The organism is Ferrovibrio sp. (genome assembly GCF_965278975.1).
Classification (GTDB): Bacteria; Pseudomonadota; Alphaproteobacteria; order Ferrovibrionales; family Ferrovibrionaceae; genus Ferrovibrio.
In genome coordinates this window covers 2,048,755-2,064,071 of the sequence record NZ_OZ257126.1, presented here as the reverse complement: position 1 = coordinate 2,064,071, position 15,317 = coordinate 2,048,755, and the positions used below count along the sequence as shown (strand labels likewise).

16 protein-coding genes are annotated in these 15,317 nt (G+C 62.8%); 3 read left to right on the top strand and 13 right to left on the bottom strand.

All coding sequences use genetic code 11. The annotated features are described in order from the left end of the window. Positions 1-24: 24 nt before the first annotated feature. The 3 genes from ACQY7X_RS10025 to ACQY7X_RS10015 all read right to left on the bottom strand — a co-directional run bounded on the left by ACQY7X_RS10025 (position 25) and on the right by ACQY7X_RS10015 (position 3,299). Complete coding sequence (locus ACQY7X_RS10025) at positions 25-984, bottom strand: tripartite tricarboxylate transporter substrate binding protein (protein WP_428249773.1); 960 nt, start codon at positions 982-984, stop codon at positions 25-27. Positions 985-1,036: 52 nt separating this feature from the next. Then, positions 1,037-1,885, bottom strand: a complete 849-nt coding sequence (locus ACQY7X_RS10020; RefSeq protein ID WP_428249772.1) for an IclR family transcriptional regulator — start codon at positions 1,883-1,885, stop codon at positions 1,037-1,039. 169 nt (positions 1,886-2,054) lie between these two features. Next, entirely contained in the window at positions 2,055-3,299 is a 1,245-nt protein-coding gene (locus ACQY7X_RS10015; RefSeq protein ID WP_428249771.1) for a threonine synthase, read from the bottom strand. A 194-nt stretch (positions 3,300-3,493) separates the two neighbouring features. On the opposite strand from ACQY7X_RS10015, the gene ACQY7X_RS10010 reads away from it, so the two are divergent. Next, a complete protein-coding gene (locus ACQY7X_RS10010) occupies positions 3,494-4,606 on the top strand; it encodes an S-(hydroxymethyl)glutathione dehydrogenase/class III alcohol dehydrogenase (RefSeq protein WP_428250048.1) in 1,113 nt (370 codons plus the stop codon). After that, positions 4,606-5,445 (top strand): S-formylglutathione hydrolase, encoded by an 840-nt coding sequence (gene fghA, locus ACQY7X_RS10005; RefSeq protein ID WP_428249770.1) that lies wholly within the window; start codon positions 4,606-4,608, stop codon positions 5,443-5,445. The genes ACQY7X_RS10010 and fghA overlap by 1 nt, the downstream gene beginning before the upstream one ends. An 11-nt stretch (positions 5,446-5,456) precedes the next feature. Here fghA and ACQY7X_RS10000 read toward each other — a convergent pair whose 3' ends face one another. The 10 genes from ACQY7X_RS10000 to ACQY7X_RS09955 all read right to left on the bottom strand — a co-directional run bounded on the left by ACQY7X_RS10000 (position 5,457) and on the right by ACQY7X_RS09955 (position 14,233). Further along, a complete protein-coding gene (locus ACQY7X_RS10000; RefSeq protein WP_428249769.1) occupies positions 5,457-6,230 on the bottom strand; it encodes an HpcH/HpaI aldolase family protein in 774 nt (257 codons plus the stop codon). After that, complete coding sequence (locus ACQY7X_RS09995) at positions 6,227-7,672, bottom strand: NAD-dependent succinate-semialdehyde dehydrogenase (RefSeq protein WP_428249768.1); 1,446 nt, start codon at positions 7,670-7,672, stop codon at positions 6,227-6,229. The genes ACQY7X_RS10000 and ACQY7X_RS09995 overlap by 4 nt, the downstream gene beginning before the upstream one ends. Before the next feature lie 24 nt (positions 7,673-7,696). Then, entirely contained in the window at positions 7,697-8,533 is an 837-nt protein-coding gene (locus ACQY7X_RS09990) for an SDR family NAD(P)-dependent oxidoreductase (protein WP_428249767.1), read from the bottom strand. After that, complete coding sequence (locus ACQY7X_RS09985) at positions 8,530-8,847, bottom strand: cupin domain-containing protein (RefSeq protein ID WP_428249766.1); 318 nt, start codon at positions 8,845-8,847, stop codon at positions 8,530-8,532. The genes ACQY7X_RS09990 and ACQY7X_RS09985 overlap by 4 nt, the downstream gene beginning before the upstream one ends. Further along, complete coding sequence (locus tag ACQY7X_RS09980; RefSeq protein WP_428249765.1) at positions 8,844-9,467, bottom strand: ATP-binding cassette domain-containing protein; 624 nt, start codon at positions 9,465-9,467, stop codon at positions 8,844-8,846. Before ACQY7X_RS09980 ends, ACQY7X_RS09985 begins: the two co-directional genes overlap by 4 nt. Before the next feature lie 2 nt (positions 9,468-9,469). Beyond that, positions 9,470-10,165, bottom strand: coding sequence for an ABC transporter ATP-binding protein (locus tag ACQY7X_RS09975; protein ID WP_428249764.1), 696 nt, complete (start codon positions 10,163-10,165; stop codon positions 9,470-9,472). Continuing rightward, a complete protein-coding gene (locus tag ACQY7X_RS09970; RefSeq protein WP_428249763.1) occupies positions 10,165-10,923 on the bottom strand; it encodes an ABC transporter ATP-binding protein in 759 nt (252 codons plus the stop codon). Before ACQY7X_RS09970 ends, ACQY7X_RS09975 begins: the two co-directional genes overlap by 1 nt. Beyond that, complete coding sequence (locus ACQY7X_RS09965; protein ID WP_428249762.1) at positions 10,923-11,954, bottom strand: branched-chain amino acid ABC transporter permease; 1,032 nt, start codon at positions 11,952-11,954, stop codon at positions 10,923-10,925. The genes ACQY7X_RS09970 and ACQY7X_RS09965 overlap by 1 nt, the downstream gene beginning before the upstream one ends. 4 nt (positions 11,955-11,958) lie before the next feature. Then, positions 11,959-12,879 (bottom strand): branched-chain amino acid ABC transporter permease, encoded by a 921-nt coding sequence (locus ACQY7X_RS09960; protein ID WP_428249761.1) that lies wholly within the window; start codon positions 12,877-12,879, stop codon positions 11,959-11,961. A gap of 61 nt (positions 12,880-12,940) precedes the next feature. Next, complete coding sequence (locus tag ACQY7X_RS09955; protein ID WP_428249760.1) at positions 12,941-14,233, bottom strand: ABC transporter substrate-binding protein; 1,293 nt, start codon at positions 14,231-14,233, stop codon at positions 12,941-12,943. Between the two features lie 193 nt (positions 14,234-14,426). Between ACQY7X_RS09955 and ACQY7X_RS09950 the strand changes: the two genes are divergently transcribed. Further along, a complete protein-coding gene (locus ACQY7X_RS09950; protein WP_428249759.1) occupies positions 14,427-15,308 on the top strand; it encodes a MurR/RpiR family transcriptional regulator in 882 nt (293 codons plus the stop codon). Positions 15,309-15,317 lie beyond the last annotated feature (9 nt).

Below are 15,317 nucleotides of genomic sequence, written 5' to 3'. Positions count from 1 at the left end.
AAGCTCCCTCGCATATCGCCCGCCTTACTGCTTGATCTGCGCCAGCAGCGTGCGGGCGCTGGCGATTTCGGAATCGACGAGCTTCTTCACCTCGGCGCCCGGCAAATCCACCACCACCATGGCCAGACGGTTCATGGTATCGATGAAGCCCTGATCCTTCAGCGCCGCACGGAAGGCCGCCTCCAGCTTCAACCTAGCCGCTTCCGGAACACCGGCCGGCGCGATGATCGCCTGCACCGAGCGCATCGATTTGAAGCCCATCTCGTTCATGGTCGGCGTATCGGGGAAACGCGGCGAACGCGCCGGCGTGTTAACCGACAGCAGCCGCAATTCCTTCTGTTCCACGAACGGCGCCCAGACCGAGGTTTCCGAGATGAAATCGACATGCGCGCCGAGCAATGCCGGCACCGAGCCGGCCGAGCCCTTCTGCGGGATATGAACGAACTTCGCGCCGGTCTCCACCATCAGCCCTTCGATGGTGAGATGCTGCGTGGTGCCCACGCCGCCAGTGCCGAACTTGACCTTGCCGGGATTCTTCTTGCCGTCGTCAATCAGTTCCTTCAGCGTCTTCCACGGCGCGTTGGCTGGTACCGCCACACCGATCAGGTTATCGCCGTAATAGCTGACATAGGAGAAGCTCTTCTCCGGATCATACTGCACCTGGCGGCCCGCAAGCGGGATCAGGTAGCTGCTGGTGGACAGCACGCCCAGCGTATAACCATCAGGCTTGGCGGCGGCGAGTTCAGTCATGCCCAGCACGGTGGCGGCGCCCGGCTTGTTCACCGGAATCACCGGCTGGCCCAGCACCTTCTCGGCGGCCTTGGCCAGCACGCGCGCGGTCTGGTCAGTGCTGCCGCCGGCATCCCACGGGATGATCATGTTGATGGGACGATCAGGAAACTCAGCGCGTGCGGCACCGGCAGAAGCCATCAGCGCCACTGCCGCCAGAGCCGAGAATGCGGTCGTCAAAGTCTTGGTCTTCATTTTATGCCCCCTGTTGCTGGTCGATCTGGTTGTTGTGGGAAAAGTTTAGAATTCAAGCGCTACTCATTGCGTGGCCGCGCGACGCAAGCTTGCGCCGTGAAGCGCCAAGCCGCTGGGAAATCCGTTCCGCCGTGGCCGCCACCACGGCGCCAAGCTGGTCGAGCTTGCCGCGCAGCACCATGGCCTGCGGCAGCGCACCACTGATCGCAGCCACGATGCGGCCATTGCTGTCGCGTACCGGCGCGCCGATGGAGTAGATGCCGATGATGTTCTCGCCTTCCGACAAGGTATAGCCCTGCTTGCGTGCCTTGCGGATCTCGGTGACCAGCGCAGCCACGCTCAGCTTGGTCTTGGGCGTGCGGCGGATAAGGTCACTGCCGTTGAGGACCGCCTTGATCTCGGCATCACTCATGTCCAGCAGCAATGCCTTGCCAAGCGCCGTGGTGTGCAGCGGGATGCGGTCACCAGGCGAAACCTGGATCGCGATCGGACCGCTGCTCTGTAATGTGGCGAGATAGAGGGCCTCGTGTTCACGCAGGATGCCGAGATAGGAATTCAGCTTGTACTCCCGCACCATCGGCTCCATCTCGGGCAGGCTCACCTCGGCCAGGCTGCCGCCGCGCATGAAGCTCGATCCGATCTCGAAGGCATGCGGGCCAATGCGGTATTTACGCGTGACCGGCTCCTGCTCGACGAAATCGCGCTCGCTCAAGGTATTGAGCAGTCGCTGCACGATGCTCTTGGACAGGTCGAGCTCGCGTGCCAGATCGCGCACGCCGATGGTGCCGTCTGTCGCCCCCAACGTTTCCAGGATGCGCAGGCCACGATCCAGCGACTGGCTGCGGCTCTTGGCATCGCGTCCATCGTCGTTCCGATTATCGGTACTTTGTCCCGATTTCATGAATGCAGCATGACAAGCCGACAGCAGCCAAGTCAAGCCAGTTTCTGCGCAACTGATAAGCTGCTGCAAAAAGCAGCATAGTTCGTCACTGCGCAGACGATCAGCGCAGAATTATCGGATCAATGGTTGTTGTAGGTGCCAGCGCCTGACGCGATACGCGCAATTCTGTTCACGCCTTGAGTCGGCGCAGCAAATCATCAAGGCCATTTTCATCCGTGTGTGGCACGCCATCGACAACAGCCGGCACATCCTTGAGGCCCGACGAGGTGAGAATCGCCACCACCGGCCCCTCGAAACGTTCGCCACGCGCCAAGGCGGCGCGCAGCGCGGCAAGGCCGGCAACGCCGGCGAGTTCCTGATACAGGCCGGTATGAGCCAGCTTGGCGCGGATCGAGACCAGATCCTCGTCGCTGCAGGTGAGGGCACGGCCCGCAGAATCGCGGATCGCCCGCACACCGCGATAGCTGTTCACCGTGCAGGCAATGCCGGCGGCAATAGTCGGCACTGATGCCACTTCCACGGCGGCCGCATTACTTTGCAGCGCGCGCGCCAGCGGGCCACGCGCAGCAGGCTCCGCCGACATGATGCGCGGCACGCCGTCCGTGAGGCCTAATTGCTGCAATTCGCGAAAACCTTTGGCCAGGCCATAGAGCAATTCGCCATAGCCGGTCGGCACGATCACGCAGCCCGGCAGCTTGCGTCCGAGCTGCAGGAAGAGCTCATAGGCCACGGTCTTGTAGCCTTCCGGGCCGAACGGATTGCCCGTATGGAATCGCGTCAGATTGCTGACCGGGAAATACCCGGTCTGCTCGATGATCCGGCGCAGCACCGGCCAGCGTCGCTCGGTCGGCACCAGCACCAGTTCCGCGCCGAAAGCCTGGATGAACTGGCGGAAAGCCGGCTGCGCGCCCGGACTGGAAACGATCACGCAGGGCAGCCCCATCCGCGCGGCATAGGCAGCAGCAGCAGCACCATGGTTGCCGGAAGAGGCAGCGGCAATGCCGCGCGCCCCGCCCAGCTTGGCGGCACTCACGGTGCAGAGATTAAGGCGGTCCTTGTGGCTCCAGGTCGGATTGCGGCTTTCATCCTTGAGCAGCAATTCGCCATCGAATCCGATGGCCGCCGCGATGGCCTGGCCATCAAGCAGCGGTGTGCCGCCCTCGCCCATGGAGATGCCCGGCGCCAGCGGTGGCAGCAGCGGCGCCCAGCGGTCAAGTCCGGGCAGCGGCGCCTGATCGAATAATCCTCGATCGACCTTGGCATAGTCATAGTCGATCTCAAGCGGATACTGCATCTCCTCGTTGCTGCTCACCGGGCAGCCCTGCAGCAATGCCGGCTGCAGCGGGAAAAGCTGCGTCGGATCACCCAGCGAACGCTGTCCGATAGCGAGCGATGAAGAAAAAGACTGCGCCATGACCTGATTATCCGTCTGCTGTAGAAGTGCCTGGGATATTCCCCTCTAAAGCATCGACACCGAATTACAAGCCTGATGATCGCGATCCACCCAGCGCAAACCAAGACCGGAATCTTGATCTCGGTGACTTTTTAACATTACATACTGCCAGAATTTCCAAGGCTACATCCCCCTGTATTGCTGGAGATATGAATATGGACGTCCGCGCCGCCGTAGCCTTCGAGGCCAAGAAGCCGCTCAGCATCGAAACCGTGAAACTTGAAGGCCCCAGGGCCGGCGAGGTTCTTATCGAGATCAAGGCGACCGGCGTCTGCCATACCGATGCCTACACCCTCTCCGGCCTCGATTCCGAAGGCAAGTTTCCCTGTATTCTGGGCCATGAAGGCGCGGGGATAGTGGTCGATATCGGTCCCGGCGTCACCAGCGTGAAAAAGGGCGATCATGTCATTCCGCTCTACACCCCGGAATGTCGGCAATGCGATTACTGCCTCAGCCGCAAGACAAATCTCTGCCAGTCCATTCGCATCACCCAAGGCGCCGGGCAGATGCCTGATGGCACCAGCCGCTTCAAGTGCCGTGGCGAAACCGTCTGGCACTACATGGGCACCTCCACTTTCGCCAACTACACCGTGCTGCCCGAGATCGCCGTTGCCAAGATCCGCCCTGACGCGCCGTTCGAGAAGGTCTGCTACATCGGCTGCGGCGTCACCACCGGCATCGGTGCGGTCGTCTATACTGCCAAGGTACAGGCTGGCGCCAACGTGGTGGTTTTCGGCCTCGGCGGCATCGGACTGAATGTCATCCAGGGTGCCCGCATGGTCGGCGCCGACCGCATCATCGGCGTCGATATCAACCCTTCGCGCAAGGCCATGGCCGAGAAATTCGGCATGACGCATTTCGTCAATCCGAAGGACATGAAGGACGAAGAGCTAGTGCCGCATCTGGTGGAACTGACCAAGGGCGGTGCGGATTACAGCTTTGAATGTATCGGCAACACCAAGACCATGCGCCAGGCGCTGGAATGTTGTCACAAGGGTTGGGGCGAGAGCATCATCATCGGCGTGGCGCCATCAGGCGCGGAGATTTCCACCCGCCCGTTCCAGCTCGTTACCGGCCGCGTCTGGAAGGGCTCTGCCTTTGGCGGTGCCCGCGGCCGCTCCGATGTGCCGCAGATTGTCGACTGGTACATGGATGGCAAGATCAACATCGACGACCTCATCACCCATGTGATGCCGCTCGACAAGATCAACGATGCCTTCGACCTGATGCACAAGGGCGAATCGATCCGCTCGGTAGTGACCTTCTGATGCAGCAACTGAAGAACTGGGCCTGCTTCGGCGGCCAGCAGCAGGTCTGGAAGCATCGCTCGGCATCGCTGGACTGCGACATGGAGGTGGCGGTTTACCTGCCGCCCCAGGCCGCTGCCGGTGTGCCGTTGCCGGTGCTGTATTTCCTCTCCGGCCTTACCTGCACTTGGGAAAACATGGTGACCAAGGCTGGCGCGCAACGCTATGCCGCCGAACATGGCCTGATCCTGGTGGCGCCGGATACATCTCCGCGTGGTGTCGACCTTCCGGGTGAGAATGACTCTTACGATTTCGGCTCGGGCGCCGGATTCTATGTCGATGCCGTTCAGGCGCCATGGTCCAGCCATTACCGGATGTATTCCTACATCACAGAGGAATTGCCCGGCCTGATCAGCAGCAATTTCCCGGTTGATACCGCCCGCACGGGCATCATGGGACATTCCATGGGTGGCCATGGCGCCCTGGTCTGCGCTCTGCGCAATCCGGCACGCTATCAGTCTGTCTCTGCCTTCTCACCGATTGTCGCGCCTAGCCAGGTAGCCTGGGGCCGGAAAGCCTTCACAGGCTATCTGGGGACCGACACGGAATTCTGGAAGTCCTACGATGCCACGGCATTGGCGGCGGCGACGGCGTGGCGCAATCCGATCCTGATCGACCAGGGTACGGCCGACGAATTCCTCGAAAGCCAGCTCAAGCCGCACCTGTTCGCATCAGCCTGCGCCCAGGCAGGAATCCCGGTGACCGTGCGGCTACAGCAGAATTACGACCACAGCTACTATTTCATCCAGAGCTTTATCGGCGACCATGTCCAATGGCACGCCAAGGCACTCGGCAAGTAAAAGACCAGCCGTTATCGTGGCCTGCCACGGAATTCAGCCACCGCCGCATGGGCACCGGCTTCGATGAAGCGCGCATCCGATCCCACGGTGAGAAGCGCGAAACCTCGCGACGCCATGCGGGCGGCATAGGCCGGCTGGCCGCAATGCAGGGCGCAAGGCAGGCCGGCAGCCTTGCAGCGCGCCAGGATATGATCGAGTAAATCGAGCATCTCCGGCTCGGCGCGGTCGAAGCCCGGGGCCAGGCCATGGGACAGCGCCAGATCAGCTGGGCCGATATAGATGCCGCCCAATCCCGGCACGGCCAGGATGGCATCCAGATTGGCCACCGCCTGCCGCGTCTCGATCATGGCGAAGGCCAGGATTTCCGCGTTGGCGGCCGCCACGGTGTAGCCATCGCCATGCGCCAGCCGGGCGCGGATCGGGCCGAAGCTGCGTGCGCCGAGCGGCGGATAAAGGCAGGCATCAACCAGCCGCCTGGCATCAGCCGCCGTCTGGATCATCGGCGCGATGATGCCGAGCGCGCCGGCATCGAGCGCCCGCATGATCGCTGCCTCGTCCAGCCAGGGTACGCGCACCAGCGGTGCAATGCCGGCTTTCTCGATGACCGGCAAGATGCTGAGCAAGTCGGCGTAATCCGCCGTGCCATGCTGCAGGTCGATGGTCAGGCTGTTCCAGCCGGCGCGTGCCATTGCCTCCGCCGCCAGTGGCGAAGGCAAGGCGATCCAGCCATTGAGCGCCATACCGCCCGTTTCCCAGAGGCGACGCAGCGGATTGCGCAAGCTCATGCCGCCGGCCAGGTCAGGTTGGTGAGCTTGATATTCTGGTAATCCTGGATTGCTTGGCGGCCGCCTTCGCGGCCCATGCCGGAATGATCGATGCCGCCGAACGGCGCCTCGGCATGAGCCACCAGGAAGCTGTTGATCCCCACCATGCCGGCGCGCAGGCCGGCGGAAAGCCTTTCCGCCTTGCTGGCATCGCCGGTGAAGGCATAGGCGGCAAGGCCGAAGCGCGTGGAATTGGCCCGCGCGATGGCATCATCGAGGTCACGGAAACTTGCCACCGCCGCCACCGGGCCGAACGGCTCCTCGGCCATGATGCGGGCATCATCGGGCACATCGCCCAGCACTGTCGGCTCCAGGAAGAAGCCCTTGTTGCGGCCTTCCGGGCGACGACCACCACTGCGCAGGCTGGCGCCGCGATCCAGCGCATCGCCGATCAGGGCTTCCACTTTCTCCCGGCCCGAGGCCAGGGTGAGTGGCCCCATGGTGGTGGCCGGATCCCGGCTGTCGCCAAGCCGCAAGGCCCTGGCCTCGGCCGCCATGCGGTCAAGGAAGCGATCCGCCACGCTGGCTTCAACATAGAAGCGGTTGGGCGCGATGCAAACCTGGCCGGCATTACGGAACTTGAAGCCAGCGCATTGCACCGCCGCCGCCTCCACATCGGCATCGGCGCAGACCACCACCGGCGAATGGCCGCCCAGTTCCATCGAACAGCGCTTCACGGTTTCCGCCGCCTGGGCCAGCAGCAGCTTGCCGACCTGGGTGGAGCCGGTGAGCGAAATCTTGCGCACTTCCTCTGCGGCCATGAGATGCGGCACGATTTCGCTGGCGCGGCCGGTCAGCACCTGCACCACGCCGGCCGGCACACCGGCGGCAACGCAGGCATCGGCAATCAGGGTTGTGGTCATCGGCACCTGTTCCGAAGGCCGCACGATGATCGGGCAGCCGGCAGCCAGGGCCGGGGCGATCTTGCGCACCGGCAGGTTGACCGGGAAATTCCATGCCGAAAAGGCCGCCACGATACCAACCGGCTCCGGCGCCGCGATCAGGCGGCCACCCTGGCGCGAACGGATGGTTTCGCCGAACAGCCGCTCGGCCTCGCCGGCGAACCAGTCAAGCTGCTCGATGGCGGCATTCACCTCGCCTTCCGATTGCGAGATCGGCCGGCCGATTTCCTGCGACAACGCACTGGCGATCAAGCCACGGCGGGCTTCCATCTCGCGCGCGATGCGGCGCAGGATCTTGCCACGTTCCCAGCCATGCACCGCCGACCACTGCGGCAAGGCGGCGCGGGCATGGGCCAGCGCCTCGGCCACTTCAACAGCAGTGCAGGCCGGTTGGCGCCACAATTCTTCCTCTGTGCAGGGATCGAATACGGAAATGCTGCCGCCACTGGCCTTGTCGCGGAAAGTGCCACCGATCAGCGCATAGGGTTCGGTCACGCTCATGTCATACTCCAAATCTGGGGTTGGTTATTGCGAGGCGGTGACGCCGCCATCGATGTAGACGACCTGTCCGGTCATGTAGCTGCCGGCAGCGGCGGCGAAGGTGATCACCTGCCCCACCACTTCCAGCGGATCGCCGATACGGCCCAAGGGATTCCGCTCCAGGATGAAGTTGCGGAAGGCCGGCTTCTCTAGATGCGGACGGATGCGGTCGGACTGGATGAAGGTCGGCGCCACACCGTTGACCGTGATGTTATGCGGCGCCAGTTCCATGGCATGCTGCTTCACCAGCATCACCAGCGCCCCCTTGGTAGCGCAATAGGCCGAATAGCCGCGTCCACGCAAGGCGAGTTTCGAGCGCACCGAGAGCAGATGAATCTGCCGCCCGCCCTGGCCACGCGCGATCTGGTCGCGCGCCACCGCCTGACCAATGAACATCGCCGAGCGCATGTTGGTGGCATACATCTCATCGAACACATCCGGCGTCACTTCCAGCAGCGACTGCTCGCGCTGGATGCCGACACAATTGACCAGCACATCGATGCCGCCCATCAGCGCAATAGCCTGCTGCGTTGTGTCGGCAATGGTATCGGCATCGCGGGCATCGAGACTCAAGGCATGAGCCCGGCCTCCAGCCGAGGCAATACGTTCAGCCAATGCTCCAGCTTTGACCGCGCTTGGGCCGGCGATGCAGACTTCGGCCCCCAGCCGTGCCATGGCGATGGCGATGGCCTCGCCGATGGCACCATAGCCACCCGGCAGGAAGACGCGCAAACCACGGATATCGAACAGCCGGTCGATGCGTTCCAGTTCAATCTCGGGCGTCAGACTCGTACTCTGGTGATTCATGGCCTGATGATTCATGGCCCGGCTCCGAAACGGCCATAGCCGTAGTACCAGACGCTGCCGGCCTCCCTGGTGGTGCGCAGACTGTGCCGTGCACCGGCTGGAATCCGCACCAGATCACCGGGACCACAGAACTGACTCACCTGCCCGACCTCAATCTCCACCATGCCCTCGGCAATCACCACGAATTCATCCACCTCATCATGGCGGAAATCATCCCACACCTGGCCAGGCGGATCGGTATAGGTATCGAAGCTGAAGCCGGGATGATCGGCGCGCACCTGCTCGGGTGAAACCGGCACGGTATAAGCGGCAGGCTGGAAGATCCTCATGCCGCGCGCCCGGTCAGCAGATTGCCGAGATAGGCATGGGCCGGCGGATGCGCCAGCAGTGCCTGATAATCGGCCAACGGCGTGACGCTGCCTTTCTGCACGAAGATATAGCTTTCACAGATTTCCCGCAGGATTTCGAGATGGAACGGTTCGTTCGGGTGGACGCAGAGAAACACCAGTCGCCCCTCGCCGCGCAGGCGGCGGAAGAAATCCAGCATGAAACCGATATAGCCGTCCTGGGTGTTGAATTGCGGCTCATCGAACAGATGCACCATGGGATAGGCAGACTGGGCCGGTTCGAGCAGCGCATTGGGCACCAGCGAGCGGAAATGCCGCACCTGGTAGGATTGGTGATAATGAATGGCCAGGCGGTCGCGCTGATCGGTGCGGACGCGGTGGATATTGCGCCCCATCACCCGCACCTCGCCGGCACTGGGGGCGTTGGAGCCGGTGATAAGCTCGAACAACGTGGTCTTGCCAGAACCATTCGGCCCCATCATGCCAACCACCGCCGGCTGCTCGATGGTGAAATCGGCAGTGAGGCGGAAGGTCGGCGTGCGATCAAACCGGCTTTTGCAGTAGATTTTTTCCAAGCCTTTGACATCCAGCATCGGCGGCATGGTCACACTCCGATCAGCCGGTGGCGCAAGGCGCCATTGTCGAGCAACTCACGGGCAAGCCCTTCATGCTCGATATGGCCGCGATTCATCACATAGACGCGGTCGGCGACATCCAATGCTGCCAGGGCATTCTGTTCCACAATCAGCACCGAGATACCTTCCTGCCTGAGACGGCGGATGGTGCGCATGACACCCTGCACGATATTCGGCGCCAGACCCTGGCTCGGCTCGTCGAACAGCACCAGGCCGGGCGAACCCAGCAAGGCGCGCGAGATCGCTACCATCTGCAATTCACCACCCGACATATTTTCGCATTCGCGCCGCATCAGATGTTCGAGTGCCGAGAAAATCCCGAACATCTCGCCTTCATTCCAGGCGCGGAAACGGGTGCGCCGGGTGCCAAGCCGCAGGTTGCGCGCCGCCGTCAGGGTCGGAAACACGCGGCGGTCATCAGGCACCCAGGAGATACCCATGCGCGCGATGCGATGGGTCGGCGCGGCGGTGATATCCTGTTCATCAAAACGGATACGGCCCCGGCGCGGCGGCGACAGACCAAGGATGGAGCGCAGCGTGGTGGTCTTGCCGGCACCATTCGGCCCCAGCAGTGCCACCACCTCGCCGCGCCCGATGCCGAGCGAGACGCCGAACAGGGCCTGGGTTTCGCCGTAGAAGGTCTCGATATTGCTGAGTTCGAGCATCACGCCACCTCACCCAAGGCCGAACGGGCAACCCATTTATTGGCCCGCAGCTCGGCCGGGGTGCCCTCTGCTATCACCTGGCCCCAATGCACCACCGAGATGCGATCGGCGAGATTGAACAGAAAGCGCATGTCGTGCTCGATCAGGCAGATGGTATAGCGCTGGCGCAGCTTGCGGATCAGTGCCGCCAGCGCCCGCGTGGCTTCGGCACCAAGGCCGGCGGTCGGCTCATCCAGGAACAGGATGCGCGGCTCGGCGGCCAGGGCCACGGCGATTTCCAGCACCCGGCGGTCGCCATAACTCAAGGATTTGGCGTTGTCCCAGGCACGGCCGCCGAGGTTCACCTGATCGAGCACTGCCAACGCCGCGTCGATCAACTGTCGGTCGCTGAAACTCTCACGCAGCGGATTGCCGCTGATGGCGCGGAAGGCCGGCAGCGCCAGCATCACATTCTCTATTACGACTGTATCGTCGAACAGGTTCATGATCTGGAACGAGCGCGACACACCAAGCCGGGCGATGGCATGCGGCTTGAGCCCGGTAATGTCCTTGCCATCGAAAACGATCTGTCCTGCATCGGGCGCATGAAAGCCGGTGAGCACATGGAAGCAGGTGGTCTTGCCCGCGCCATTCGGCCCCATAATGCCATGCACCGAACCGGCCTCGATCTTGAGCGTGATATTCTCCAGCACCACGCGGGCGCCGAAGCGCTTCTGGATGCCCCTGGCTTCAAACAGGGTGCCTTCAAGTAGCGGCATCACACCTGCTCCGGCTTGGCGATGGGGGTAGACCTTGCCGTCTCGGCGGTGACACGGCGGCGCAGCAGGCCATCGAGCAGGCCGGCGACACCCTCGGGCCGCAGCATCACCATGACGACGAACATCAGGCCGTACCACAGCAGCCAGGCTTCGGTGAGACCACCCAGCACATCGCGGGCGACGAAGTAGAGAATGACGCCGAGCACCGGGCCCCAGAAATTCACCAGGCCGCCGCCGACCAGCACCATCATCACGATCAGGCCGGATTGATGCAGGCTCATCACATCGGGATAGGCACTCTGCTGCGCCATGGAAAACAGCCCGCCGGCCAGTCCGGCGAAACCGGCGGACAGCGTGAAGGCAAGCCACTTCCAGCGCCAGACATCGTAGCCGATGAAACGGGCGCGGGTTTCATTCTGGCGGATCGCCTGCAACACATGCCCAAAGGGGGCGTTCACCAGCCGCCACATGGCAATCACGGCCAGCGCGGTGATCACGACAACGAACCAGTAAAAATTCACATTGTTATCAAGATTGATGCGCCACGGCCCCAGCACCAGATCAGGACGCGGGATATTGAGCAGGCCATCCTCGCCGCCGGTGATGCCATGCAGCTTCATCGCCGAGAACCAGAAAACCTGACCGAAGGCGATGGTGAGCAGCGCGTAATAGATGCCGCGACGATGCGAGAGAAATAGACCGACAAAAGCACCGGCCAGGGCGGCCGCCAGGATGGCGGCGAACAGGCCGCCCCACAGGCTGACCGCGACATGATGCTGGAACAGGCCGAAGCCATAGGCACCAATGCCGAGATAGGCGCCATGGCCGAAAGAGTGCAGCCCGGTATAGCCGAACAGCAGGTTGAACCCCATGGCGAACAGGATCCAGATCGCGATTTCGACACCGAGATACTGGTAGAGGCCGAGCGGCACCAGCCAGAAGGGTGCCGAGGCCAAGCCGAGCAGGAACAGCGCCATCGGCAGGGTAGCGGGCGAACCGCCGCGCGCCGGAATATCGGAAAGCGACAGCATCGGCTTAATTCTCCAGCGCACTGCGCCGGCCCAGCAGGCCACGGGCGCGGAAACCGACAATGCCGATCAGCAGCAGGTACATCGACATCATCGACCAGGCTGGCAGATAGGCGCCGGTTAGGCCGACCGAGAGGCCAACCAGAAGCGCCGCGATCACCGCGCCCCAGAAGCTGCCGACACCGCCAATGACAATGATCAGGAAAGCCGGGATCACCACATCGATGCCGAGATGCGGCCGCAGGCCCCAGATCGGCGCCATCACCATGCCGGCGATGCCGGCCAGCGCGGCGCCGAAGCCGAATACAAAGAGCCGCAACTTGGCGAGATCATAGCCAAGCGCGCGCACCATCTCGCTGTCATGGGCGCCCGCCTTGATGATGGCGCCATAGGGTGTGCGCTCGAGGAACAGCCAAACCGCGAGAATGGCCAGGATGGCGAAGCCGGCGGCATAGAATTTATACGTCGAGAAGATCAGGCCGCCCATCAGGAAGGCACCCGTGATCATCTGCGGTACCGGCAGATTCTGCTCGCCCGTACCCCAGACCAGGCGGATTACTTCTTCCACCACGATGGCAGCACCGAAGGTGAGCAGCAGGCCATAAAGCGGCGCCTTGCCATAGGTGGGGCGCAGACAGAGTTCCAGCAGCATGCCGACGATGGCGGCCAGGGCGGGGGCCAGGGCCAGAGCCGTGAAGTAGCGCGCCGCCTGCGGCAGTTCGAGCCACCAGGCGCCGAATGGCGTGCCGGCGAACCAGCCGGCGCCAATCGTCGACAACGCCAGATAGGCGCCGAGCGTAAACAGCGAGCCATGGGCGAGGTTGATCACTTCCATCACGCCGACAATCAGCGTGAAGCCGAGCGCGATAAGCGCGAAAAGCAGCCCCAGCGTGAGGCCGTTGATGAGATGCGGAACAAGACTGATCATGGGCAGGACTGCTTCTGGAATGGGCGGCGGCCGGTTTGCACCGGCCGCCGGCGGAACGGCATCAGGCGTCGAAAGTCGGCGTCGCCTCGTAGGATTCCAGCTTGCAAGCACCTGCCGCATCGCTATCCAGCGCATCCTGCGGCGAGGTATTGGCGACGATCTTGAACATGTCGTCCTTGTCCTTGGTGCCGACATTCGCGGTGGCCTGGTAGATCGTCTGCTGCACCTGGTGCGTCACCGGATCGATCCAGGCATCATGATGCTGCATGCGGTCGCGGGCAGACATCTTGTGGCCTTCCAGCGCCTTGATGATCTTGATGTTGTTAGTGGAGCCGGTGCGCTCGATGGCGCTGAGCAATTCGCGCGTCGCCCAGTAGCCGTTGTAGAACACATTGCCCGGCACGCGCATCGAGGTATCCGGGAACATGGCCTGGTAGCGCTTGACGAATTCGGCCACGCCCGGCAGGTCGAGATTGTAGTACCAGGTGGTGCCGAACATGCCGAACAGGTTATCCAGCGGCAGGCCATAGACATCGGGCCAATCCTGCTGGTTGTTCAGCCAGACCGGCTTGTCGCCCATGCCAAGCTGGGCGATCTGCTGGCGCATCGCCTTCTGATCGTCGCCGCCGATGGCGGCCGCCACCACGCCGGGATTGATCTGCTGGATCTTGAGCAGCTGCGAGGAGAAATCGCGCGTGCCCTGCGGCACCAGGATTTCCTCCACCATCTGGCCGCCATATTCCTTCAGCAGCGTCTTGGTGGCGGCCGCGGTGCTGTGGCCCCAGACATAGTCGTTGGTCAGCAACACCCATTTCTTGCCGAATTTCTCGATGGCGGCCTTCATCGACGCCTTGGCGAAATTGGTGCCGTTGGCATCCCACACGAACTTGGTGCGGTGGCAATTGGCCCCGGCCTCGGACGGCGCGCTGGAATTGGTGTTGAGATAGATGACGCCATATTTCTGCGCCACCTGGCTGATTGCATTGGCAACGCCGGAATGGATGGCGCCGATCAGGAAGCCGCAATTCTCGCGCGTGATCATGCGCTCGGCAACGCGGCTGCCGGTGGCCGGCGTGGTCTCGGTATCGAGATGCACATATTCGATCTTGCGGCCGAGCACGCCGCCGCGCGCATTGGCCTCCGCAATCGCCATCAGCATGCCGCGGCGGTCGCTGGCGCCGGAATTGGCGTATTGCCCGGTGGCATCGGAAGTGATGCCGATACGGATCGGCTTGGCCGCGCCCTGGGCATAGACGCGGGTATACTTCCACGGCCCGGCAAAAGCGGCGACACCACCAGCGGCGGCAGCGGCCGTGGTCAGCAGACGGCGACGGGAAACCTGCAAGCGCGACATCGATTTCTCCCTTGATTGGCGCCGGCCCGGCTGGGTCCTGGCGCGCTCCCTCCGGCGTTTCCATGGTTCGTTTGAACGCCGTTTCAATTAAAGTGAATGAATATTCTCAATGTGTCAAAGAATATTTTTTCTATTGAATTGAATATTTCATCTATGATTGAGATCAGGCACTAACCTGTTGTAAAGATTGACCATGAAGAATCACGCCGTGCCGAATTCGGAGTCCATCGTCACTGAAACAGCGGTGCCGGACCCCAATCCAGAGACTTTCGAGGCGCTGCGCCAGCGGCTGCGTGACCGCTTCACCAGCCTCAGCCCGCATCTGCAGCGCATTGCGCGCGCCGCACTGGAAGAGCCGAACGGCTTTGCCCTCAACACCACTTCGAAAATCGCCGGTGAGCTGGATATCCAGCCATCCACCCTGATCCGCTTCGCCAAGGAATTCGGCTATGCCGGCTTCTCGGATCTGCAACGGGTGTTCCGCCAGCGCCTGATCGAAGGCGAGGCCAGTGTGCGCGAACGGGTCTACAGCGAAGCCTCGGCACGCCAGGCGCCGCTGGATGTGAAGGACCTGCTGCAATCCTGCCTGCAGGCGCATATCGGTTCGCTGCAGGACCTGCTGCGGCATTGCGATACCGACAGCCTGGCCCGCGCCGTGGAAGTGCTGCGCGCGGCGCGGCATGTCTATGTCGCCGGCCTGCGCCGCTCGCGGCCGATCGCCGCCTATCTTGCCTATGCGCTGATGCGCTCCGAACGGCCCTGCAGCCTGCTCGATTTCGCCGGTGGCATGGCCGGCGCGCAGATCGCCACCATCGGGCCGGACGACCTGCTGGTCGCCATCGCCTTCGCGCCCCATTCACGGCCGGTGGTGGATGCGGTGCAGGATGCGTTTGTCTCTGGCCGCAAGGTGCTGGTGATCACCGACGGGCCGAACAGCCCGCTCGCCTCCCACGCCCATACGCGGCTCTACATCGATGCCGGCGCCGCCTCGCCGTTCCAGCCGATCTCCGGCGCCATCGGCCTGGTGCAGACCCTGGTGACGGCACTCAATTTCGATGCGGTGAGCAGCGAGTGATGCCCGCCG

Bases quoted from the DNA above. Each gene is read 5' to 3' on its own strand.
- ACQY7X_RS10025 (WP_428249773.1), bottom strand. From the start codon at position 984: ATGAAGACCAAGACTTTGACGACCGCATTCTCGGCTCTGGCGGCAGTG.
- ACQY7X_RS10020 (WP_428249772.1), bottom strand. From the start codon at position 1,885: ATGAAATCGGGACAAAGTACCGATAATCGGAACGACGATGGACGCGAT.
- ACQY7X_RS10015 (WP_428249771.1), bottom strand. From the start codon at position 3,299: ATGGCGCAGTCTTTTTCTTCATCGCTCGCTATCGGACAGCGTTCGCTG.
- ACQY7X_RS10010 (WP_428250048.1), top strand. From the start codon at position 3,494: ATGGACGTCCGCGCCGCCGTAGCCTTCGAGGCCAAGAAGCCGCTCAGC.
- fghA (WP_428249770.1), top strand. From the start codon at position 4,606: ATGCAGCAACTGAAGAACTGGGCCTGCTTCGGCGGCCAGCAGCAGGTC.
- ACQY7X_RS10000 (WP_428249769.1), bottom strand. From the start codon at position 6,230: ATGAGCTTGCGCAATCCGCTGCGTCGCCTCTGGGAAACGGGCGGTATG.
- ACQY7X_RS09995 (WP_428249768.1), bottom strand. From the start codon at position 7,672: ATGAGCGTGACCGAACCCTATGCGCTGATCGGTGGCACTTTCCGCGAC.
- ACQY7X_RS09990 (WP_428249767.1), bottom strand. From the start codon at position 8,533: ATGAATCATCAGGCCATGAATCACCAGAGTACGAGTCTGACGCCCGAG.
- ACQY7X_RS09985 (WP_428249766.1), bottom strand. From the start codon at position 8,847: ATGAGGATCTTCCAGCCTGCCGCTTATACCGTGCCGGTTTCACCCGAG.
- ACQY7X_RS09980 (WP_428249765.1), bottom strand. From the start codon at position 9,467: ATGCCGCCGATGCTGGATGTCAAAGGCTTGGAAAAAATCTACTGCAAA.
- ACQY7X_RS09975 (WP_428249764.1), bottom strand. From the start codon at position 10,165: ATGCTCGAACTCAGCAATATCGAGACCTTCTACGGCGAAACCCAGGCC.
- ACQY7X_RS09970 (WP_428249763.1), bottom strand. From the start codon at position 10,923: ATGCCGCTACTTGAAGGCACCCTGTTTGAAGCCAGGGGCATCCAGAAG.
- ACQY7X_RS09965 (WP_428249762.1), bottom strand. From the start codon at position 11,954: ATGCTGTCGCTTTCCGATATTCCGGCGCGCGGCGGTTCGCCCGCTACC.
- ACQY7X_RS09960 (WP_428249761.1), bottom strand. From the start codon at position 12,879: ATGATCAGTCTTGTTCCGCATCTCATCAACGGCCTCACGCTGGGGCTG.
- ACQY7X_RS09955 (WP_428249760.1), bottom strand. From the start codon at position 14,233: ATGTCGCGCTTGCAGGTTTCCCGTCGCCGTCTGCTGACCACGGCCGCT.
- ACQY7X_RS09950 (WP_428249759.1), top strand. From the start codon at position 14,427: ATGAAGAATCACGCCGTGCCGAATTCGGAGTCCATCGTCACTGAAACA.